Below are 21,476 nucleotides of genomic sequence, written 5' to 3' on the forward strand. Positions count from 1 at the left end.
GAAAGCCTTTTTATTAACCCCTTATCAGTATGTCAAAAATTGGAAAATGGCTAAAAAAACAACCCAAAAGGCGTTTACTCTTTTGGGCTTTGGTGGTTGTATTTGGCTTGTGGATGTATCGCCGATACAACAGCATGAAAACGCCATCGGCACGGGTAGGAACTGGTTCGTTAGAAAACCGAGTGTTTGACCCCAATCGGGTGTATAAAATGATTATGCTCACCGATACGTCACTATGGGAACAACGATACAACGTCATTGCCGCCAATGGGTTTGACACGGTTCAGTTGGTTGTCCCCTACTCCGAGACCTACAACGGCAATTTTGATTTTTACACTAAACTGGCAAACTATGCCGCAAGTTTGGGGCTAAACATCGTATTGAAAACATGGATTAGGATTTCTAACCCAATGCTTTACAGTGAGTTTTCAGATAGTGACTTAGCCAAAAACCAAAGCGGTACGGCTTTGAATAATTCAGGCTTTACGCTGTCTTTTAATTCGCCCAAATGGTCAAAGGTGTACGACTGGATGCGAAAGGTAAAAGTGGCCTTTCAGCCCTTGCAGGATGCGGGGTACATAGTGGCACATTTCCCGACAACGAATGAAACACAAGAATTTGGCTATTCTTTAGATAATCAAGGGGATTGGTCACAAGCAGAAACCAACGGTTCGGGAGGGCTTAACCAAACGCGGGGTATTGCTTACATGAATTACCAAGCCAATCAGTTACGAGAAAAGTTGCACACGATAGCCAACATTTTTGCAGGCTGGCGTAATGGTTTTGACGCGGGTAGTTTTTACTATGATTTCCACAAGTGGGCAGGCTCTTACAACTTCGAGTTTATCGCAGACCATCCCGAAATATGGTTCATAAAAAACAATCCAATGAACGACGGCACGGTACGTTTTAACGGGGCTTTGTGCTACGATTGGAAACGTAGAAAAGCTAAATACTTTTCGGCAGAATACACCAATAGCCCTGATTCTACGACCGCTCAGACGTTGGCCGAAAATCACACACAAATGATTTTGGACGGGTGCAACCTCCTTTCTTTTGCCTTCCACTCTCCCGACTCTAACGGTTCAGGGGCAGCGTTCCAAAAGGCGATTGAAGTTAAAAATATCCTGACGTCAAACGGCCTTTGGAATAGTAACGTAAAGACCCCAAGCAAGTCAGGCGAATTTGTATATACGTTGCAAGAACTGTTTGACAACGGGCATACAGCGGTTTTAAATTCATTCAATACCAACCCTCAAAGAGCGGTAAGAATCGCATATTAATAATGGCAGAGAGACGAAGCGACTACTACAACAACATTGGCCGTTCTGACGGTATTGGCTACAATCCTAACGCCGTAAATGTTTTGTGGCTTGCCGACGAACTGACAGCATTTAAGTACAACGAATCTGATTTTGGTACGAAGGAAAATTATTATTTGTGGCTCAAAGCTCAAGCAGAAAATAATATCCTAGTGTTGCTACAAACCTTATACAATTTAGGGGAGCAAGCAGGCAATACAAATACCCAAATTGGGGCTTATGTCCTTGCTGGAAGTAGCGTTTTAGCCAAAACAGGCGTTTCAACGCTTGCAGCCTCTATTTTGGCAGGAGCTGGCACATTGTTGACTTTCTTAGAAAGAAAGCAAAAAAACTCCGAACTAGAGCTGATAAAAAAGCAGGTTGAACAGGTTAAAAACGAACTTGTAAAACAAAAGCAAATCTATGACAATGCCGTTGCTGAACTTGCATCCATCAGAAATCAGAGGATTGTTTTTGGGTTGATTATCGCTTTTGGGTTATATCTACTCACAAAAAAACGCAAATAAAATGGCATACGTAGCAAACCCACGGGGCGGGGCTACCCGCGATTATTACAGCGTCCCCAAAGTCGCCGTAGATGACCCAAAAGAGTATAACCCTTATGACCCCAATTTAGAATTGGATAGCAACCAGTACAAAGCCTATACTGATTCGTTGTTGTATGCTGTATTGTTCTATGCGGGTTTTAAATTTTTGAGCAAACTTAAAGAAAGGATTTAATGAAAAAGGGAGTCTTATTTCTGCTGTTAATCTTGTTTCTTATTTGGCTATACAGAAAAGAAAAAAACAACTCTGTACCACAAGTAAAAGAAACAATTCCAACCCCTGAAACGAAAATAGTTTACGTTTCAAACGAACTACCTACAAGTGGGTCAATTGTCCACAAAGAATTTTCATTCACTGGATTGACCGACCAAACGTTCACTCACAACCTTGCCCGATTTGTTCATGCAACTGTAATTGTAGGAGGGGAACAAGTGGATGTACATGTCAGTTATCCCGACCTAAATACGGTTAGGATACAGTCAAATTCACCAATTACGGGAACGCTAATCATTCACTAAATTTTAAAACAAAAAAATGGCAAAAAGTAGATTTTTCGACCTTGTACTTGAAGCAGGTGCAGCAATTATAAACCTTCGACTTCCAAACGCGGCGGCAGCTCCTGCAAGCCCCTACGCTGGACAAATTTACTTCGATACTGTTACGAAGAAATTTATGGGTTGGAATACGACGTCATGGGTGGATTTGTCGCAGATTATTACAGGCGCAACAACCATTAAAGGTGAGATTTCAAACGCAAATACCAACCCCGCCTTCCCAACCTCCCCCGCTACTGGTGATATTTACTTCGTAACTACCGCCCCTGGAACGGTTGGGGGAATTGAAGTAGAAATTGGCGACCAGTTGATTCGTGGTACTTCAAGCTGGTTTGTGCTTCAAGCCAACACGATGGCGGCAAGTGAAACCCGTGCGGGGGTCATAGAGTTGGCTACCCAAGCGGAAGCAAACGCAGGTACTGACGCTACGCGGGCTTTAACACCTGCAACACTTTTAGGCTATTTGTCCAACTTCTTTTATTCGCGCCGCGTCGCTCAAACCATCACGTCTTTGGCTGCCAACACGGCAACAAACGTAACGCACGGCTTAAACCTTGCAACACCTATTGTACAGGTTTGGCAAGGAGGGGATGAAATAGAATTGTATGTACAGAGTGTTTCCGCCAATGTTATTAGTGTAACCTCTAATACTGCCCTATCAAACGTTACCGTTGTAGTCGTTGCTTAATCACCATTCGGGCGTACTTTGTTGAAATGTACGCCCGAATAAAAAGCTCATAACAATGAAAAGAAAACAATTTGTCAATATCGCTTTGTTGGGCGGTAGCCTTATAGAGAATTTACGCCCCGATGTTTTGGCCAATGCCCCCGCAAATCCAAACACGGGGCAAATTTATTTTAACACGGCTGACCAAAAATTTTACGGCTGGAATGGGACTCAATGGGTCAATTTCTCATCCCCAACCAAGTTTACGCCTGAAATGTTTGGAGCGTCAGGAAATGGAACAACCAACGACCTAACAGCCTTTAATACTATGTTTTCGGCTGTAACAAATGGTGTTATAGAGTTTACAGCGGGTAAAAATTACCGCCTAAATGGTACGGCTACAATTGTGGCCAACGGCGATGCAAGCAGCAATTTAAAGGTGATTGCTTACGGCGCGAAAATTACTACTACCAATGCGGATACTGTACCAGTACTGAAAATAGACAATACAAAGCGTTTAAACATAGAAGGTTTGGAGGTTGCGGGTACAGTCGATTTTACGGGAATGTGGGAAAGTTCGTTTACTGATTGTAATCTAAAAGATTTGCGCTTTGGGGTAGGCGATACCGCTGGTGATGTTTTCGACGAACATTATTGGAATCGTTTTACACGTTGCCGAGCGCGTACCCTTCACGTCTATACTGGAACATTAGGCGGAGACTATACGGAGTTTAACAGTATTGTATTTGAGTCCTGTTTATTTTGGCAAGGCGACTACTTTATGAAGGTGTACGGCACGGCAAATTTACAGGGCGTGTACTTCAATCAGTGCGACATAAGTTATCAGACCACGGGAAAACTTTTGATTGAGTCCCAAATAAATGATGGTTCGTTAAACTTTCACGGCTGTTATTTGGACGACGAAACAGGTTTTCCAACTGACACGAAAGGGATAAACATCAATGTTACAGGAGCGTCAAATATTCCCAATAGCGCTAACGTTCAGAACTTTGCTTTAAAAGAAGGCTCACGCTCAACGACTGATACACTAAGCGGCGTTAGACAGGGAAGCCGTTCGCCTATGTCTGTACTCAACCTTGTGAAGAATGGAGATTTACGCCATGGGCTTTCACAAATTAAAGTAAGTGCAGGACTTACTGCAGCAATGGTAGCGGGGGCGGGTTATTATGGAAACTTTTTGCGTATAACTGGAAATCAAAATCTTACAACTGATTTTGATGCCATTCCCGCGCCTTACACGGGCTGGTACAACGTTACAGCGATTGCAAAAAATACGGGCAATACTCAGATTATTACCGCCAACGTCGTGAACGGTTCTGAGGTTCTTTACAATCCTGTTTCTTTTCCTTCTAGTACTGAATTTGTGGTTAGTTCTTGTCATGTGTACCTAACACAAGGGCAATTGTACAAGCTAAGAATTTACCTACAAAACGGTGTAGCAAATACGTTGGATTTTTCCTATGTTGCTTTAAGTTTTGGCAAAACGGGGCTATTAGGGTTATCGGCTCACCCTGACGCGTTAAAAGATATTACAATTGCAGCAACTGACAGCCCAATTAATTTATGGCAAAACGGAGACTTTGAAAGTCCAACTTTACCCGCAACGCTTGTCGGTAACGGTGCATTAATACAAGATAGTTGTACAATTGTCACCGACGCGGCCAATGACCAAACTGGGAACACAAAACTACTACGCTACAATCCTGTAACAAGTGCCGATTTTCCATCTTTGTCATTTCTTCTTAACACTCGTTTTTTAGGTAGTGCAAAGCAAATCGGGAAAGTAACGCTAACGATGCGTTGTAAGCCCATCGGCGGTTTTGTCAACTTTGTGCTTAATACTGGCGGTACTGATTCTTACTTTACGCCTGTGTACACCCTCAATGCGTGGAATACTTTCAGGGTAACAATAGATGTACCAAGTAACGCTACCAAAGTAGATTTTAAGGTGCAAATGGCAGGGGCTGGAACGGCTAAAGACCTGTACATTGACGCTGTTACAATGACATTAGGCAATGTGTCACTCCCGTGGACTCCTTCGCCTTTGGATGTAACTACCGCAAGCGTAATAGATGATTTCAAAATAAATGTTCGCTCTTTTGGTGCAATTGGGAATGGTACTGCAAATGACACATTAGCGATACAAAGCGCGTTAAATGCGGCACAGTCTGCTGGAAAAACAGTGATTGGAAACAAAGGGGATATTTACCTTTTGGGTATTCAGGGCACAAAAAACTTTATGACATCGTCAGTGACGGGTTTGCCATTTTGCATTGAAGTACCGACAGGCGTAAAATTAGACTTACAAGGTTCAACCTTGAAAAGTCTTAGTGATGCTGTATTACTGTCAAATAAACAATCATCCACTGAATCCGACATTGATATTGAAGTACGAAATTGTGTTCTTGATGGGGGGGGAACACTCCTAAGCTCAAAGCCTCTAATATTTTTCTACGGAGTTACAGGGTTTAGATTTACGGACATTATAGCCCAAAATTCAACACACTTACTAAGTACTTTTACGAACTTAACAAAAGCACATTTTGACAATCTAACGGCAAAAAACATTGTTGGTAATGCGTGGCAATTTGGGTTGCCAACACCAAACCAAGAAGTCCGTGATTCATATATTGGTAAAGTATTTTCTTTTGATGTTACGCCCGAATCAGAGCCTATATTTCCCGGTAGTCCATTTATCGGGAATTTAATCAGATGTACGGTTGATTTAATATTTGCAAGAAATGTGGGTTCTGGTGCCAAAATACAGCAAGGGAGCAAGGACATAGTAATTTCAAAGGTAGATATTAAAACTACCAATAGTTCAGGTCTTAACTCAGGTTTTAAAATTCAAGGAACAAGCACGGAAAAAGTAGAAAATGTAGTTGTTGATTTGGTGAAAGCCATGGAACAAAAAGGTACAGGCTTGTTTGTTGAAAATGCAAAGAATGTAAGGGTTAACTCTTATATTGGATATGGCAATGCAATAACTGGGGAGTATCCAGATATTTGGTTGGCAGGTGATAACGTTGGCATTGGTCAAGCAACTTCAATAAATTCAGGGGGTACGGGTGTTTTAGTACGTGCAGACGCTCAAAACTATTACATTGGAGAAGCAAATATTACTGAATGTGGGGTAGCTGTAAATTCATCGGCGGTTTTTCTGAGTGATGCAAGTAAAGGCACAATTAATAGTATAGTGGCTACTGACAACCGGGCCACAAAAAAAATGCAATTTGGTTTGAATATTTCAGGAGCAAACTGTAAAGGCTTTTGCGGAAATCTGGTAGTGAATGGCCTAGCAGATTCTTCATGGTTGGCATTTATGGGCGCTAACTCTTACGGTTTTGGTAATCTTTCTTTGACTACTGCACAAAGAAATGACATGATAATTCCAACGTCCGGGCTAAGGTTATTCAATAAAACTACAAATCAATACCAGTATTATAACGGTAGTACATGGGTATCGTATTAGAATAATATTTGGTCTGACAAATAAAAAAGACCCTCAAAGAGCCACGGCCACCGCAGGAGCAGGCGCCCATCAGGTTCGATGAGGGTCTTTTTGTGTGTTTTATGCAGAATTTTATTCTGTAAATAGACTTGTCCGTAAAATGTAAAATAATAGCAGATATAAGAGCCTGGACACTCACATATCTGACAAAAGCGTGAATGGCCCTAGTTTTGTAACACTTGCAAATTCACAATCTAAGAGGTAAATTTGTGAACAATCGAGCAATAATAACGGTCGCCGAATCACAATGTTAGTACTATCTTTATTTAGTGGAATCGACCTTTTAGGCAAAGGTTTTCAACATAACGGGTTTTGTGTTGTAAGCGCGGGAGATATTATTTTAGGTCAAGACATAAGAAACTTTCGTTCTATGCTGGGAAAGTTTGACGGTGTAATTGGCGGCTCACCATGTCAGGATTTTTCACGAGCTAGACGAACCGAACCCACTGGATACGGTTTAGAAATGTTGGCCGAATTTGAGCGCGTTGTCCGTGAATCCCAACCTAAGTTTTTTCTACTCGAAAATGTCCCTAACGTGCCTCAAATTTCGGTCGATGGATACCAAGTACAACGTTTTTTTCTCAATGCAAACGAAGTAGGAAGCGCACAGAATCGACATAGATACTTTCAGTTTGGGACAAAAGAAGGTTTACTTATTCACGTGCAAAGACAATCAAAACCTAAAATGTCTGAAAAATGCGTAACGGCTACCGAAGGCAAGCGAAGTAATTACAGAACATGGGAGGAAGTTTGTAAACTTCAAGGCATTGAAAATGAATTTGATTTGCCCGACTTGACCAAAGCTGGAGCCTACAAAGTAGTGGGTAACGCCGTTAATCTGAACGTTTCAAAGGCCATAGCCCTAGCAATTAAACACGTACTTTCTTCCCCTACCCCGCCAACCTTTCAAAGTGCAAAAACGTGTGGGTGTGGTTGCGGCCAAATTTTACAAGGTTGGAAAAAAACCGCTACCGACGCTTGCAGAAAAAGAATAAGCCTAAAACGTGAAGCGCCTGGCACTAGCAAAGGCAGCTGATTCACACTTTGTGAACGATCTGTAATTTGTATCCCTGGTACATTCACAATTCTACCATACTTCCTTTAATTCTTCATTTTGCATCGAAACCCCTAAAGAGCGTAAATAAGTGTCCGTTTCTTCAAGGCTACTATGTCTCAAAAGCCCTTGTAACTTTCTAGGGTTTACTCCCGCTTCAATCGCCCTGCACGCCCCTGTATGTTTCCATGAGTAAAGGGTATATCCGTAGGTTTCTAGCCCTGATTGCCTTAAAGCTACCGTATGTCGGTTGTACGCGTAATTTTCTGAGCATTGACCTTTGCCTATCCAAGTTAGCAGTTTCCCAAATAGAAAGTTGTTAGATGGGGGAATGTTACCAATTAAATCCAAAAGCGATTTATTGATAGGCACCGTTTGGGTCTTCTTATTTTTTGCAATTGCTCCTTTTATGGTTATAGTCTTTCTTTTTAGGTCAATGTCTTTCGGTGTCAATTGCCTAATTTCCCTAGGACGGATAAAAGCACAATAAATGAAACGAGTAAAAAGGAACAAAACGGGGTCATTTTGTTTTAGCCATTCTTCAAGTATGATTTGATGTTCTTTGGTAAAAGCAATGTTAGCAGTAGATTCAGTTTCCAGAAGTGATTTAATGCCGTCAAAAGGGTTGTTTGGGATAATTTCACGTCCAACAGCCATCCCAAAAAATGTACTTATCGTAGTTACATTTTTGTTTATAGTGACGTTTGAATTGCCAACAACTTGTAAAAGATAGTCACGAAACATAAAGACGTGCTTTTGTTTGAAGTCCTTTATGTCAATTGATTGCATTTTTGAAACGGCCAAAAACTCAAAGAATTTGCCTAAAATTGACTTGTACCCACTCCCTGACTTTTTGCGTAACTCCTTTACTTTTATGGATAGCATATCATTCAAAACAGCTACGATGTTGTTTTGTGCAGGGCTTTTTTCAGGCTCATGCCCTTTTGTTTGGTCAATAACCATTCCCGACAATAAATCATTATTGACAGACGTAATAAATTCCTTTGCCCAACGCTCTCGTTCTTTGACGGTTTTAAACTTGCTAGGAACACGTTTTTGTTCAGTTACTAACTTTCCTTTTTGAATATCGAATATTTTCCACTGAACAAACCATCGTGCCTTTAAATCCTTTTCTTTGGGGTACAATTCGGCCAATACATAAGGGTGCATAGTGATAAAGTTTTACTGACAATTGAACTGACAAAATGCAAAAAGCCGCCAAATCTTTCGATTTAGCGGCTTTTGTGGAGTCGGCGGGAGTCGAACCCGCGTCCAGAACAAGGAAACCGTACGCCTTCTACACGCTTAGTTTTGATTTGATTTTCGAGCTTCGGTAAGGTTCAAAACAGACCTGAGCCAATGCCTTATTTGCTGGTGTCTTACCGCGTGTTAGCAACGTTAGCGCGGCCAGTCTCGCGGTTCGACGCCCCTTGACCCAACCAGCAAGACGGAAGTTGGAGGAACGATGGCTAATGGTTAATCACTCCGGATTAAGCAGCCATAGCGTAGCTATAATTGCCAGCTATTGTTTATGCGTGTTTTTAACAGGACTCGCGCACACGTCCCGACGTGCTTATACGTATTGCTTCAACTCGCTGTCAAAACCAAGGCGACCCCTTCGAGTTGGTTTTAGGCTAACAGAAATGCTTGTTAAAAAAGTTCAAGCTTTCTGTTTTTCTTTTGAATTTGCTCCAATGAACTAGTGCGCAATCGGTCGGGTTGTGAGCAATCCTCCTCACGTTTGGATTTCCTCCAATGCACGATTGAGACAATTACGCAATCAGTCGGGTTGTGAGCAACCCTCTTCACGTTTGTGAACAACCCTCCTCACTGTCATTTTTATTGCTGAAGGCCGCTTACACCCGAAAAATAGGTTTTGGACGAACTACTCAATACTGCCGCTGATGAATATACCGCTCCTCCCGTTTGAAATTCCCATTTTTTAGCACCCGACTGGACGTCAACGGCAAAAAAGCGCCCGTCGATTCCTCCTACGTAAGCCAAACTATCCGTCACGACGGGCGAGGCTTGGATGCGGTTGGTGGACCATGTCTCCCACTTCTTAGCGCCTGTTTTGGCATCTACTGCGTACATTTTGTGGTCGTTGCTCGCCACAAATACCACGCCATTGCTCACCGAAGGTGAAGATAAAACAGGCCCGTCGGTTCTAAACTCCCACAATTTTGCCCCTGTTTGGCTATTTACTGCGTATAATTTTCGGTCAAAACTACCAATATAGAGGCTCCCGCCCGATACCGTAGGCGACGAACTCACTTCTCCTCCCGTCGAAAAATTCCACTTTTTGGCCCCTGTTTCCGCATCAAGTGCATAAACGTTGTAATCATTGCTACCGACATACACCACTCCATCTACCACCGACGGCGATGAATCTACGCCCGCTCCTGTGCCAAACTCCCACAGTTTTGTTCCTTTTTTAGCATCGAGGGCATACAAATTATTGAAACCACCTACATATACTTTACCATTCACGACCGTCGGTGACGAGATGCTAATTCCATCAGCGACAAACTCCCATTGCTTTGCTCCTGTTACGACATCAAGGGCGTATAGTTTTGAGGTAAAGTTTGATGTTCCCCCCATTCCTACATAGACCGTATTTCCCGAAACTGTGGGTGCGGATGAAATACCCATATCCAGCGCAAACTCCCATACTTTTGCGCCTGTTTTTAAGTCAACCGCGTAAATATTTTGGTCCGAACTACCGACAATTGCCATTCCAATGGCCAAAGTTGGCGAAGAGTGCACCGTGCCTTTGGTGGCAAACTCCCACAATTTGGCGCCCGTTTTGGAGTTAAGTGCGTATAATTTATTGTCACTGCTTCCAACAAACACCGCATCAATCCCCTTCGGCATGGGGTCTTCTTTTTTGGAACAATGGGTAAAAATTTGAAAAGCGGCAAAGGTTGCTGCTGCAAAAAATGAACGATTGGCTATTGATTTTTTCATGAACAAAAAGATAGACGAGACGTTTTGTTGTCTAACGACTTTGCAGGTCAATTAGTATGATTTGGGTTTGGGCGTAGTGGCCATAAAATCTTTCAGATAAAAAGGTTCAAAAGCAGCCACTACTTCAAATTGCTGCTTTTGAAAGCGCTTCCAAGCCAGTTCTCCCACCGTTTTGGCCGAAGGAAAAATCGCGGCTGTAGGAAAATGAGCATTCGGATTTTGCCCCAATAGCCGCTGGCATTTTTCGGCACCATCGCCAAAGAACACCACCGAACGCTCCGTAAGTAATTCAGTAAAAGATTGTTCATCCATAATTTTGGCCTGGGTCGCTTCTACAAAATGAAGTTCGGCGTCCAGCACCGCGCAATATACTTCCATGCGGCGAGCATCAAGCATCGGGCAAAACAAGTAATTGGCAGAAAAAAACGACTTTAACTGTAGCGTCATGGCCTCTAGGGTATTGACACTTATCAAAGGTTTATCTAACGCAAAACACAACCCTTTGGCCGTCGAGACCGCTATTCGCAGCCCCGTATAAGAGCCTGGACCTTTTGCTACGGCAAAGGCATCGACATCAACAAGCTGAAATCCAGCGTGTTCAACGGCATTGTAAATCAAAGTCGTAAGCATTCCAGAAGACGACTTTTCGGCTAGAAGGTCGTAGTTGGATAGCAATTGGCCGTCTTGGTGGAGCGCCACCGAACAGCCGCGGGTCGAAGTATCTATGCTAAGTAATAGGGGCACTTTACAGATTAACGTTTGAAGTTTACAGTTTACAGTTATTTTTGCAAACTTAATTATTCGCCCTTCAAAATGAGTCAAAAAGTTCACTTTATCGCCATCGGTGGTAGCGTAATGCACAATTTAGCCATTGCCCTCCACCGTCAGGGTTATCAAATTACGGGTTCGGACGACGAAATCTATGACCCAGCGTCTTCAAGACTCCAAAAATTAGGTTTGCTTCCTGCCGAAATTGGCTGGTTTCCCGAAAAAATTCACCAAGGACTTGACGCTGTCATTCTGGGAATGCACGCCCGAAAAGATAATCCCGAACTCGCACGTGCCCAAGAATTAGGAATACCTATTTATTCTTATCCAGAATATATTTACCAACAAAGCCAGAACAAACAACGCGTGGTGATTGCGGGTAGTCACGGCAAAACGACCATCACGTCGATCATACTCCACGCGTTGCGCGTCAACAATCGTCAGTTCGATTACTTGGTTGGTGCGCAATTGGAGGGGTTTGAAACGATGGTCAAACTTACCAAGTCAGCGCCTCTAATCGTCGTTGAAGGAGATGAATACCCCGCTTCCCCTACCGACCTTGCCCCTAAGTTTTTGCATTATCATCCTCACATTGCGCTCATTAGCGGTATTGCGTGGGATCATTACAACGTATTCCCTACGTGGGAAGGCTACGTACAACAATTTGAACAATTGGCCGATTCGTTGTCAAAATCTGGGGTATTGGTCTTTGACGAAACCGACGATATGCTCGATGTCATTGGTAAAAATGAGCGCGTGGACGTGCGATCGGTTCCGTACAATGTTCATCCGCACAAGATTGTCAATGGCCAAACGTTTTTGACAACGCAAGCCTACGGAGATGTTCCTTTGTTGATTTTTGGGGAACACAACATGAAAAATATCAGCGGGGCTTTGGCCGTATGCGAAGAAGTAGGACTCACACAAGAGCAATTCTACCGCGCCATCCAGACGTTTAAAGGAGCAGCCAATCGCATGGAAACCTTGGCTAAAAACGCTCATTCAGCCGCGTTCAAAGACTTTGCCCACGCTCCTTCTAAGGTAGAAGCCACCACCAAAGCCGCCAAATCGCAATTCCCAGCGCGCGAACTGGTTGCCTGCGTAGAATTGCATACGTTTAGTAGTTTGAATAAAAACTTTTTGGGACAATATGCCCACAAACTCGACGCTGCCGATGTAGCAGTCGTTTATTACAACCCCCATACACTCGCCCACAAGCGCCTTGAGCCCATCGAACCTGAAGAGGTAAAAGCCGCTTTCCAGCGCCCATCGCTCGAAGTATTTACCGATAAAGACGCTTTACAAGCTTTCCTGACCTCGTTGTCATGGAAAAATAAAAACTTACTTATGATGAGTTCGGGTACGTTTGGAGGATTAGAATTGAAGGGATTAGCATCACAGATTATTACCTGAATATAAAGCAACGCCATGCGTTTTGTAGATTACCTTTCCATAATCAGATCTGCTTGGAACGATTTCGATTCGACCAGGCCCATTGAATTAATTGAAGACATTAGCGCCCGCGTTTCCACCAATCACGTCTTCCGCGTGACCCTTGAAGGTGGAGGCCACGTCATTGCCAAACTTTCGTACTTTGGGAAGTTTGAGCATTTTAAAGAAGACCACCGCCTGATTCACACCTTGGCCAATAACTTGCTGTATCCGTTTGAAAACGTATTGGCAAAGTCGTTGGTCAAAAACAATCAAGTGTTTGTGTATCGCTACCAAGAAGAAGGACTTGATGTATGGGTGGTTTTCTATAACCCGATTCGAGTCGCCGAAAAAATGCCTCGCCGTTTGGAAGAACATCATATCCGTACGTTGGGGTCTCAGATTGCTAAATTTCACAAAGCCTGTGCCAGTGTGAGTACTGTCATGCCAAAGTCTTCGAAAACGCTGCGTTCGGACGTCCAAGATTTGCTCAGTATGCTCAACACCGAAACAGGACGTTATGAGCATCGAATGCACATCGAAACCTTGCGGCGGCAGTGCAATCTTTTTCTGAAACATCGCAAAGAGATGGTCGCCAACGCCGTCGAAACAATGCCTGTGTTTTTGGATTGGAACATTGGTAACTTCTCAGTTACGGAAAAACTAGAACTTTTTTCGCGCTGGGATTACGATTGGTTCCGCATTAGTTATCGGGTCATGGATTTTTACTTTTTCAGTAGGGTTTGCTCCGACGCTGGTGACCGAACTGTCTTCTCCTACCTGATTGAACCCTTGGCCGAAGAGCGTTTTGGGTGGTTTTTGGAAGAATACCACAAGGTTTATCCGCTGACCGAACGCGAAGTTCGTTTCTTGCCCGAAGCGTATCGCTTTTTTATCCTCAACTACGTCATCAAATACGGTCGGTATTTTTTCCATCGTACCTACGCCACAAAATTGCAGCGGGAAGCGTACGAAACCTATTTCCCGTCAATTGATACATTCTCGGTTGACCCTATTTTAAAACGATTAGGACTTTAAACTTTAAATCCTAAAGCTGTAAGGTTTTAAAAACCTTGCAGCTTTCCCACCTACCCATGCTTACGATTGACTCTTTTGCCGATGTTGCCGCCCGCTACCAAGTTTTTTTCTTCGATGCGTTTGGGGTACTCAAAAACTCCCACGGGCTTATCCCTGGAATTCCCGATACGTTTGCGTATTTGAGAGAGAACCAAAAGCAGTTTTACATTTTGACCAACGATGCTTCGCGTAGCCCCCAACAACTCGCCGAATCGTATTGGCGAATGGGTCTGATGGACATCACGCCTGACAACATCATTTCGTCGGGGATGTTGGCAAGAGAGTATTTGGAATTAAAAGTAAATCAGGGAACGGTGGCGTATTTGGGAACAGAGGATTCTGCCCACTATATCGAATCTTCGGAACGCAAAGCCCTATCCATCAGCGAATTAAACCTAGACGCAATTGGCGATATTAACGCCCTTGTGATGCTCGACGATGAAGGTTTTGATTGGAACACCGACCTCAACAAAGCCACTAATTTACTCCGCCGACGCAATATCCCCGTGATTGTGGCCAATACCGACGCTACGTATCCTACGTCCAAAACCCAAGTCGCGATTGCCATCGGTGGCGTAGCCGATATGCTGGAAAGTATCGTTGGCAAGCAGTTTATTCGTTTTGGAAAACCCGACGCTCAAATGTTTATGTTTGCCTACGAGCGGGTAATGGCACAAAATCCTGCGCTCGGTAAAAAGGACATCGTGATGATTGGCGACACGCTCCGCACCGACATTTCGGGAGGGAATAAATTTGGGCTTGATACCGTGTTGGTACTGACAGGAAACATTCCCGCCGAAGACGCCGAAATCCGCATTCGCAGTACGGGTATCATTCCTACTTACGTGTGCGAATCGGCCGTTATTGGCTAACTTCCGTTTCGTCTTAGTTCTCGTTCAATGGTTTCTTTGTACAAATAAAAATCGACCTGAAACGTATGCCGAGGCGAAGCGTTATAACGACGCCTCATCTGCTGGGTGTCGCGTTTGATGTCTTTTGTCATGGAAGCAACATCAGGCAAACGACAAGTTCCTTTTATCAATTTAGCGACCCATTTGGCTTGAACTTCAGCCAACGGCATAATGGCACCCAATGGCTGAATCAACCCTACAAAATATAGATTTGGCCAATCGGGATGTATCACTTTTTTGTACAACCGAAATTCGTTGTTCGCACTCACCTCAAACGCTTGGTCTTTCAAAAACGGGAACGTCGCTTTGTAACCTGTTGCATACACAATCAAGTCATAGGTTTCGGTCGTACCGTCTTCAAAAACAACTTCTTTTCCGCGAAACTCCTTGATATTGGGCTTATAATCAATCAAACCTCGGCCACTCAAATTGAGCAATTCTTGTGACACGGTTGGGTGTTCTTGCAAGGGTGGGCGCTTAGGAAGCGGCACGCCATACGCCTCTTGACGACCTCGGGCGAGCAAAAGGGACACTTTGAGCAAAAACCGCTGTACCGACAACGGCAACTTCGCCGTCAAGGGATTTGCCAGGCTATCAAAAGGTTTGCTCAAAATCCAGTTGGGCAAAATGTACGCCCCGCTTCGCGTTGAAATCGTCACCCGACCCGAATGGAGTTTGGCCGCCTCACAAGCAATGTCCACGGCAGAATTCCCAATACCCACAATCAGGATATTTTTGTACATGATTTGTTCAGGCACGCGGTAGTGATGCACGTGCAAGACTTCGCCCGTAAAGGTTCCAGCAAAAGGTGGATCGGGAAAACGAGGGTTCCAATGGTGGCCGTTGGCGACAATGACGTGGGTATATTCTTTTACCTCTCCACGGTCGGTTGTCACTTTATACAAACCATTGGTTGTAGGCACAACTTCGGTAACTCCTGTATTGAAAGTAATTGAATTTCGCAGGCCGAAATGGTCCACATATTCTTCAAAGTACTTAATAATCTGCGAATGATGCGGAAACATGGGCAAATCGCGCGTGAGCGGATAATCGCTATACGCCATGATTTCGCGGTTGGTATTGATGTGCAACGACCGATACGCCGACGACATTTGGTTGTCATTGTTATAACGCCAATTACCCCCTATGTTCGAGCCTTTTTCGAAACAATCATAGCTAATTCCAAGGTCTTTGAGGGCTTTCGCCGCCACCATCCCTGAGGAACCCGCCCCAATGATACATACTTGTTTTTGCATAATCATTCCGATTTTTTTAACCAACTTTCGACCAAAGAAGCAATCATTGCCGCGCCTCGGGTATTAAAATGCAAGTTATCTTGGCTCAAATCCATACCATGCGACAAGCAGATTTTATCCCAATCTTGCCCCAAAATTTCGTGTTTGACCACGCTCATATAGACCAATTTTAGGGTATCGTCGTAGGTATATTTGAGTTTTTTGGGGTGCTGTTGCAGAAACTCCTTCATTCGTTCGCGAACGGACAAATACGTCAAGTTTTCGCGTTCGGCAACTTGTTTGATAAATGCACTGTAACGGTCGGCTTTGGCATTAGCTTCGTTTTGAAGGTCTTCGCCCATGATTGGCAAGGAGATTAGCGCAATTTGGGCGTTGGTTTCGGTCGTTAAGCGCCGCACAATTTCGGTATAGTTACGTTGGTATCCCTCAAAATCGGGGGTTACATTTTTGGCTATTTTTTTGAACTGATAATAACTGTTCAAAGCCCCTTTACTCACGGTAGCATTGACGTCATTGGTACCAATTAGTAACGTTACGTAATCAGGCTTTGTCGCGATGATTTCATCTAAACGCGCTAAAACCGTGTACGAAAGGTCGGAATTAACACCCGCATTGTAGAAAAAATACGGCTCTCCCAGCCAGCGTTCGAGCATATCCACGTAGTTGACGCTGACATTCCCGTGCGTGATGCTATCGCCCACGCACACCACCACTTTTTTACCCGCAGCCTCTGCCAATGGAACTTGTCCTTTTTTAGGAAAATGGTCAGGACGATGATACCGAATTTTACGTTCGAGGTATTTATAGATAAGAAAGACAAGCAGTAATAAACTACCGACAGCAATCAAGAATACGCTCATAAAAAACAAGATAATACATTGGTAATGAAAAAATTACACAAACTTTCTAATTGGCACACCCTTGCCCAACAACCGCTTTAAAGTTGCTATTTTTTTCGGCGACAAAGCCTGGTTGTAGCGTAATAGACTTTTTGGCATCATACGTCATAGTAGCGCCCGCTTTTACCGTGTTCACGCCCGTAATGGCGTTAGAAGCTTTCACGTCCCCTACTGTTCCTGCATTAAAAGTAGTCGTTACAGTCACATTCTGTGCGCATACTGTGACTTGGTATGAACTCGAAATCGAAGCGCAGCTTCCAATGCTACAGGTAGCGGAATAAGTTGTAGTTTGCGATGGATGCTGCACAATGCTATTGCCTATTAAACCTGCTGACCATGACACGGTTCCTGCACATCCCTGAGCAAACAAAGTCACTTCTTGACCCGAAGATACCGTAGATGCCGTTGAAGTAATGGTCGGGGGCTGGGGAGGTAACGCTGGAACGGTGACCATTTGGCTCAAAATAATATTCCCAGAAGCATCTTTCAAATACACCCGATAATTTCCACCTCCAACGTTTACCGTCTGACTGGATGAAAAAGAAGTCGAAATAGCCCCGTTGCCATTGACCCAAAAATACTGATAACCACTTGGAGCAGTAATCGAATACGTGTTATTCGAACAACTGAGGGTCAGCGAGGGCAGCGCTGTAGCACTGTAGGGAGTTGCGTTGGTAAAAAACGAATTATCCAACGCACTATTCCACCGCGATGCCAGCTCAGAGACGGCTTGTTGACCATTGGTCAAATTTTCAAGGTGGGCGCCATCAGGGCGAGGCGTCTGTAGATTATCAGTTTCAGGGCCTGCAAAAATTTTATCCGCAGGGCTTATTGTAAGATTTTGGCCTGAAATGATGTTGGCATCCGCTACACTAAAATAAGAAGCCCTTGACACTACCCAAGGGAGCATAATTTTACCCGAATGATTCCGCGAGCGATTAATGACATACTTTAGGCTATCGCGGTATTCATTGGCAGAAGTATTGTCGTTGGGGTCGGCATTGTTGTTCTTGTGCGTATCTGACTCGCCTTGGTGCCACAGCACTGCTCGCACTCCAAACATTGATCCATAATAATTTAAGGCTTTTCGCAAATAATTATACGGGAAGTTGGGGTTTCCCGCGTACAAAATCCCCACGTGAACATTGACCGAAGGAAGCCCATCCGCACTTCGGCTCCAATTCCCTACCGAAGAACCATTTGCAGCAGCATTAAAAAACATAACGGGTACGTTATATCGCGCTATGATGGCATCCCCGAGTTCTCCCCAAGCCCAAGATGAAATTCCGTTGGGGGCAATTGTTGCCCCTGCGTTGTTCAACGTCGAAATCACGGGAAAAGGTGGATCCACATTCTGGCAAGTTCCGCTGGGGCACGGCAATGTCCAATTGACATATTTTACACGACCTTGCCCATCTGAAGAAGCTTTTGCCCCATGATTATCGACCCCTTGGGCATTGGACTGCCCCGCAACTACAAATACCTCTCCTACCCCCACCCTCGACAATGTGGTCGTTTGAACCACATTATTAAATAAAATCGAGCGCACTTCGAGGGTGTACCAGCCGCCCAACACACTAAACAAACTTCCCGAAAAAATTCCACCAGAAGGATTGATATGAATGGCTGTCCAATCAATATTTTGACCACCACTAACGGCAACGAGTCGAGCCTCTATGCGATCGACAGCCCCCGTATAACTCCCTCCTACGTGAATCGTTGCCAAGTTGGACGCATTTCGTTGAAAAATAGCACCATCAAACGGGAAAGAAACAGATAATTGTGCCCATAAATGCAGCGAACTGCCGCACAGCAGACAAAGACAGAAAACGACCTTTTTCCAAGGGTTCTCACAAAAGTAGAAAAACATTTTAAAAGGTATTTGTGGGGTTTATGGTGCTGTTCGTCTTGTACTCGACATACCGTTGCAAATTGCTTTTTTTTAACGAAAAACCTATAACTCACTTCTCAAATTCTTTTCTCACGTATTTTTGTACCTCACAAAACCTATGTTGCACGATGCAAGCATTTCTTTTCGACCTCGACGGGGTCATTGTAGATACCGCCCATTTTCACTACCAAGCTTGGCGGCGGTTGGCCAACGAAAAATTGGGGTTTGATATTTCAGAAGAGTTTAATGAAAGCCTCAAAGGAATCAGCCGTACCGAATCGCTCGACCGCATTCTTGCTCACGGCGGTGTCTCGCTCGACGATGTGACCAAAGAAGCCTACGCCACCCTCAAAAATCAGTGGTACGTAGAACTTGTTAACCAAATGACCCCTGCCGATATTCTTCCTGGAATCATTGAATTTTTGGCACAAACACGGGCCGATGGTATAAAAATTGCCCTTGGATCGGTGAGTAAAAATGCCAAACCTATTTTGGAACATATTGGTATTTTATCTGCTTTTGATGCCATTATTGATGGTACAAAAATCTCCAAAGGCAAGCCTGATCCCGAAGTTTTTTTAAAAGGAGCCGAAGAGCTAGGAATTTCGCCTAGCGAGTGCGTAGTGTTTGAAGATGCCGTTGCGGGGATTGAAGCAGGACTACGTGCAGGGATGAAAACAGTCGGAATAGGACAAGCTGAAGTTCTGACCAAAGCCGATATAGTTCGTTCTGACCTGAACAACTTCACTCCCAATGAGTTAAAAAATATCTTGTTCCCCGAACAATAAATCTAAAAATAGTACCCAAAAAAAAGACAGGATTTTTTTTGGAATAAATTGTTTTCTATCTATATTTGCACAACTAATAATGGTGTGGATATAGTCGGAAAGCTGTTCGAGGATTTCGAACAGCTTTTTTATTTTTCATTGTGCTTCGTCTATTGAATCACATAAAAAAAGCGGGGTTTCCCCCGCTCTTGATTAACCTGCCGTTACTTTAAATTCCGATGTGGTATGAAACTGAATGTCGGGATTGTTGTCTCGATTCATCCGAACCATCCATTCCGAATCAGCTAAAAACACTGGGTTGTCGTCTTTGTCGTACCCAATTTGGGTTCCTTTCAAACGGATATATTCTTGTATTTTCTTAGGGTCTTCGCTGGTAATCCAACAGGCCCGCGAGGTGTTCATCGGTATCCAACGGCATTTGGCGCCGTACTCGTGTTCGAGACGGTACTGAATTACTTCAAACTGAAGCTCTCCCACTGTACCTACGACTTTCCGATTTCCAGGCTGTACCGTAAACAACTGCGCCACCCCTTCGTCGGTCAACTGCTGAATCCCTTTTTCCAGTTGTTTCGACTTCATAGGATCAAGGTTGATCAACTCTTTGAAAATCTCGGGTGAAAAACTTGGAATCCCTGCGTATTGTAGGTCTTCTCCTTCCGTCAGCGTATCTCCAATCTTAAACGTCCCTGTATCGTACAAACCAATCACATCGCCAGGAAATCCTTCGTCCACAACTTCTTTGGCTGAAGCCATAAAACTGTACGGATTGGAAAAACGCACCGATTTGTCTAGGCGCGTATGGTGGTAAAATTTACCTCGCTCAAAAATCCCTGAACATACCCTTAAAAACGCAATACGGTCGCGGTGACGCGGGTCAATGTTAGCGTGAATTTTAAACACAAAACCCGTAAATTTCTTTTCGAGTGGATCAACCGAACGCACATTCGTTGGACGGGCCGCAGGAAGGGGAGAAATTTGGCAAAATGCCTCCAATAGCTCACGTACACCAAAGTTGTTGACCGCACTGCCAAAAAACACGGGAGCTACTTTGCCCGACAAATACGTATCTCGGTTAAAGGTATCGTACACGCCTTCGATAAGCTCCACGTCTTCCCGCAGTTGATTGGCATCACGCTCACCTACTTTTTGGTCAAGTTCCGACGAATCTAATTCCAATAAGGCAACGTCATCTTCCACCTTCGTTTTGTTGACTTTGAAGAAATACATTTGTTTCTCCAGCAAGTGATACACCCCTTTGAAAGTCGCTCCACCGTTGACAGGCCACGTCAGAGGACGGACTTTTAGATTGAGTTTTTGTTCCAATTCATCCAATAAATCAAACGGATTTTGCCCTTCACGGTCCATTTTATTGATGAATATAATCACTGGGGTATCTCGCATCCGACACACTTCCATGAGGCGTTCGGTTTGTTCCTCCACCCCTTTTACGCAGTCAATCACCAAAATTACTGAGTCCACCGCTGTAAGCGTGCGGTAGGTATCTTCGGCAAAGTCTTTGTGACCTGGCGTATCGAGGATATTGATAAGCAGGTCATTATATTCAAACGTCATTACCGACGTAGCCACCGAGATACCACGTTGTTTCTCGATTTCCATAAAGTCGGAAGTAGCCGTTTTCTTAATTTTATTGGATTTAACAGCCCCTGCCGTTTGAATTGCTCCCCCAAAAAGTAGCAACTTTTCAGTGAGCGTCGTTTTTCCCGCATCTGGGTGACTAATAATCGCAAACGTACGCCGTTTGGCGATTTCTTGTTCTATTTTTGACATATTATAGGCATTCGAATAAAAAGTC

At 43.9% G+C, this 21,476-nt stretch carries 17 protein-coding genes and 1 other RNA gene; 10 read left to right on the top strand and 8 right to left on the bottom strand.

The window, feature by feature from the left end; genetic code table 11:
- The first annotated feature begins 29 nt into the window (after positions 1 to 29).
- The 6 genes from AC23N5_RS17315 (at position 30) to AC23N5_RS17340 (ending at position 7,657) form a co-directional block, all read left to right on the top strand.
- Entirely contained in the window at positions 30 to 1,283 is a 1,254-nt protein-coding gene (locus tag AC23N5_RS17315; protein ID WP_487756551.1) for a hypothetical protein, read from the top strand.
- Between the two features lie 2 nt (positions 1,284 to 1,285).
- Complete coding sequence (locus tag AC23N5_RS17320) at positions 1,286 to 1,828, top strand: hypothetical protein (protein WP_487756552.1); 543 nt, start codon at positions 1,286 to 1,288, stop codon at positions 1,826 to 1,828.
- 1 nt (position 1,829) lies between these two features.
- Positions 1,830 to 2,042 carry a hypothetical protein gene (locus tag AC23N5_RS17325; RefSeq protein ID WP_487756553.1) on the top strand — a complete coding sequence of 71 codons (213 nt, stop codon included), beginning with the start codon at positions 1,830 to 1,832 and terminating at the stop codon, positions 2,040 to 2,042.
- Between the two features lie 360 nt (positions 2,043 to 2,402).
- Positions 2,403 to 3,110 carry a hypothetical protein gene (locus tag AC23N5_RS17330; protein ID WP_487756554.1) on the top strand — a complete coding sequence of 236 codons (708 nt, stop codon included), beginning with the start codon at positions 2,403 to 2,405 and terminating at the stop codon, positions 3,108 to 3,110.
- Between the two features lie 385 nt (positions 3,111 to 3,495).
- Entirely contained in the window at positions 3,496 to 6,582 is a 3,087-nt protein-coding gene (locus AC23N5_RS17335) for a hypothetical protein (protein WP_487756555.1), read from the top strand.
- Positions 6,583 to 6,868: 286 nt separating this feature from the next.
- Positions 6,869 to 7,657 carry a DNA cytosine methyltransferase gene (locus AC23N5_RS17340; RefSeq protein WP_487756556.1) on the top strand — a complete coding sequence of 263 codons (789 nt, stop codon included), beginning with the start codon at positions 6,869 to 6,871 and terminating at the stop codon, positions 7,655 to 7,657.
- 51 nt (positions 7,658 to 7,708) lie between these two features.
- Here the strand turns inward: AC23N5_RS17340 and AC23N5_RS17345 are convergent, their stop codons facing one another.
- The 4 genes from AC23N5_RS17345 to tsaB all read right to left on the bottom strand — a co-directional run bounded on the left by AC23N5_RS17345 (position 7,709) and on the right by tsaB (position 11,386).
- The gene (locus tag AC23N5_RS17345; RefSeq protein WP_487756557.1) at positions 7,709 to 8,830 is read right to left on the bottom strand and encodes a tyrosine-type recombinase/integrase; all 1,122 of its coding nucleotides are present in this window, start codon (positions 8,828 to 8,830) and stop codon (positions 7,709 to 7,711) included.
- A gap of 87 nt (positions 8,831 to 8,917) precedes the next feature.
- Positions 8,918 to 9,292, bottom strand: a transfer-messenger RNA (tmRNA) gene (gene ssrA, locus AC23N5_RS17350).
- A gap of 222 nt (positions 9,293 to 9,514) precedes the next feature.
- Entirely contained in the window at positions 9,515 to 10,642 is a 1,128-nt protein-coding gene (locus AC23N5_RS17355; RefSeq protein ID WP_487756558.1) for an outer membrane protein assembly factor BamB family protein, read from the bottom strand.
- A 51-nt stretch (positions 10,643 to 10,693) separates the two neighbouring features.
- Positions 10,694 to 11,386 (bottom strand): tRNA (adenosine(37)-N6)-threonylcarbamoyltransferase complex dimerization subunit type 1 TsaB, encoded by a 693-nt coding sequence (gene tsaB / locus AC23N5_RS17360; RefSeq protein WP_487756559.1) that lies wholly within the window; start codon positions 11,384 to 11,386, stop codon positions 10,694 to 10,696.
- Positions 11,387 to 11,455: 69 nt separating this feature from the next.
- Between tsaB and AC23N5_RS17365 the strand changes: the two genes are divergently transcribed.
- Genes AC23N5_RS17365 through AC23N5_RS17375 form a run of 3 tightly spaced genes read left to right on the top strand, consistent with a single transcriptional unit; the run spans position 11,456 to position 14,790 of the window.
- Positions 11,456 to 12,823: a UDP-N-acetylmuramate--L-alanine ligase gene (locus AC23N5_RS17365; RefSeq protein ID WP_487756560.1), complete on the top strand. Its 1,368-nt coding sequence runs from the start codon at positions 11,456 to 11,458 to the stop codon at positions 12,821 to 12,823.
- 15 nt (positions 12,824 to 12,838) lie between these two features.
- Complete coding sequence (locus AC23N5_RS17370; protein ID WP_122931495.1) at positions 12,839 to 13,879, top strand: aminoglycoside phosphotransferase/kinase family protein; 1,041 nt, start codon at positions 12,839 to 12,841, stop codon at positions 13,877 to 13,879.
- A gap of 56 nt (positions 13,880 to 13,935) precedes the next feature.
- Entirely contained in the window at positions 13,936 to 14,790 is an 855-nt protein-coding gene (locus AC23N5_RS17375) for a TIGR01459 family HAD-type hydrolase (RefSeq protein WP_487756561.1), read from the top strand.
- Here the strand turns inward: AC23N5_RS17375 and AC23N5_RS17380 are convergent.
- Genes AC23N5_RS17380 through AC23N5_RS17390 form a run of 3 tightly spaced genes read right to left on the bottom strand, consistent with a single transcriptional unit; the run spans position 14,787 to position 18,854 of the window.
- A complete protein-coding gene (locus AC23N5_RS17380; RefSeq protein ID WP_487756562.1) occupies positions 14,787 to 16,085 on the bottom strand; it encodes a flavin-containing monooxygenase in 1,299 nt (432 codons plus the stop codon). The two genes, AC23N5_RS17375 and AC23N5_RS17380, sit on opposite strands and share 4 nt — an antisense overlap.
- A 2-nt stretch (positions 16,086 to 16,087) precedes the next feature.
- Entirely contained in the window at positions 16,088 to 16,945 is an 858-nt protein-coding gene (locus tag AC23N5_RS17385) for an SGNH/GDSL hydrolase family protein (RefSeq protein WP_487756563.1), read from the bottom strand.
- 46 nt (positions 16,946 to 16,991) lie between these two features.
- Positions 16,992 to 18,854, bottom strand: a complete 1,863-nt coding sequence (locus AC23N5_RS17390) for a 3-coathanger stack domain-containing protein (protein WP_487756564.1) — start codon at positions 18,852 to 18,854, stop codon at positions 16,992 to 16,994.
- 149 nt (positions 18,855 to 19,003) lie between these two features.
- Here AC23N5_RS17390 and pgmB point away from each other — a divergent pair, with 149 nt between their 5' ends.
- Positions 19,004 to 19,663 carry a beta-phosphoglucomutase gene (pgmB, locus tag AC23N5_RS17395; RefSeq protein ID WP_183979353.1) on the top strand — a complete coding sequence of 220 codons (660 nt, stop codon included), beginning with the start codon at positions 19,004 to 19,006 and terminating at the stop codon, positions 19,661 to 19,663.
- A 192-nt stretch (positions 19,664 to 19,855) separates the two neighbouring features.
- Here pgmB and AC23N5_RS17400 read toward each other — a convergent pair whose 3' ends face one another.
- The gene (locus tag AC23N5_RS17400; RefSeq protein WP_183979355.1) at positions 19,856 to 21,451 is read right to left on the bottom strand and encodes a peptide chain release factor 3; all 1,596 of its coding nucleotides are present in this window, start codon (positions 21,449 to 21,451) and stop codon (positions 19,856 to 19,858) included.
- Between the last annotated feature and the right edge of the window lie 25 nt (positions 21,452 to 21,476).

The sequence above is a fragment of the Runella sp. R5_40 genome, from assembly GCF_057652295.1.

What these genes read in the sequence shown, in the direction of transcription:
- AC23N5_RS17315 (WP_487756551.1), top strand. Translation starts at nt 30, where the DNA reads ATGTCAAAAATTGGAAAATGGCTAAAAAAACAACCCAAAAGGCGTTTA.
- AC23N5_RS17390 (WP_487756564.1), bottom strand. Translation starts at nt 18,854, where the DNA reads ATGTTTTTCTACTTTTGTGAGAACCCTTGGAAAAAGGTCGTTTTCTGT.
- AC23N5_RS17365 (WP_487756560.1), top strand. Translation starts at nt 11,456, where the DNA reads ATGAGTCAAAAAGTTCACTTTATCGCCATCGGTGGTAGCGTAATGCAC.
- AC23N5_RS17330 (WP_487756554.1), top strand. Translation starts at nt 2,403, where the DNA reads ATGGCAAAAAGTAGATTTTTCGACCTTGTACTTGAAGCAGGTGCAGCA.
- AC23N5_RS17355 (WP_487756558.1), bottom strand. Translation starts at nt 10,642, where the DNA reads ATGAAAAAATCAATAGCCAATCGTTCATTTTTTGCAGCAGCAACCTTT.
- AC23N5_RS17385 (WP_487756563.1), bottom strand. Translation starts at nt 16,945, where the DNA reads ATGAGCGTATTCTTGATTGCTGTCGGTAGTTTATTACTGCTTGTCTTT.
- AC23N5_RS17325 (WP_487756553.1), top strand. Translation starts at nt 1,830, where the DNA reads ATGGCATACGTAGCAAACCCACGGGGCGGGGCTACCCGCGATTATTAC.
- AC23N5_RS17375 (WP_487756561.1), top strand. Translation starts at nt 13,936, where the DNA reads ATGCTTACGATTGACTCTTTTGCCGATGTTGCCGCCCGCTACCAAGTT.
- AC23N5_RS17380 (WP_487756562.1), bottom strand. Translation starts at nt 16,085, where the DNA reads ATGCAAAAACAAGTATGTATCATTGGGGCGGGTTCCTCAGGGATGGTG.
- pgmB (WP_183979353.1), top strand. Translation starts at nt 19,004, where the DNA reads ATGCAAGCATTTCTTTTCGACCTCGACGGGGTCATTGTAGATACCGCC.
- AC23N5_RS17320 (WP_487756552.1), top strand. Translation starts at nt 1,286, where the DNA reads ATGGCAGAGAGACGAAGCGACTACTACAACAACATTGGCCGTTCTGAC.
- AC23N5_RS17400 (WP_183979355.1), bottom strand. Translation starts at nt 21,451, where the DNA reads ATGTCAAAAATAGAACAAGAAATCGCCAAACGGCGTACGTTTGCGATT.
- AC23N5_RS17340 (WP_487756556.1), top strand. Translation starts at nt 6,869, where the DNA reads ATGTTAGTACTATCTTTATTTAGTGGAATCGACCTTTTAGGCAAAGGT.
- AC23N5_RS17370 (WP_122931495.1), top strand. Translation starts at nt 12,839, where the DNA reads ATGCGTTTTGTAGATTACCTTTCCATAATCAGATCTGCTTGGAACGAT.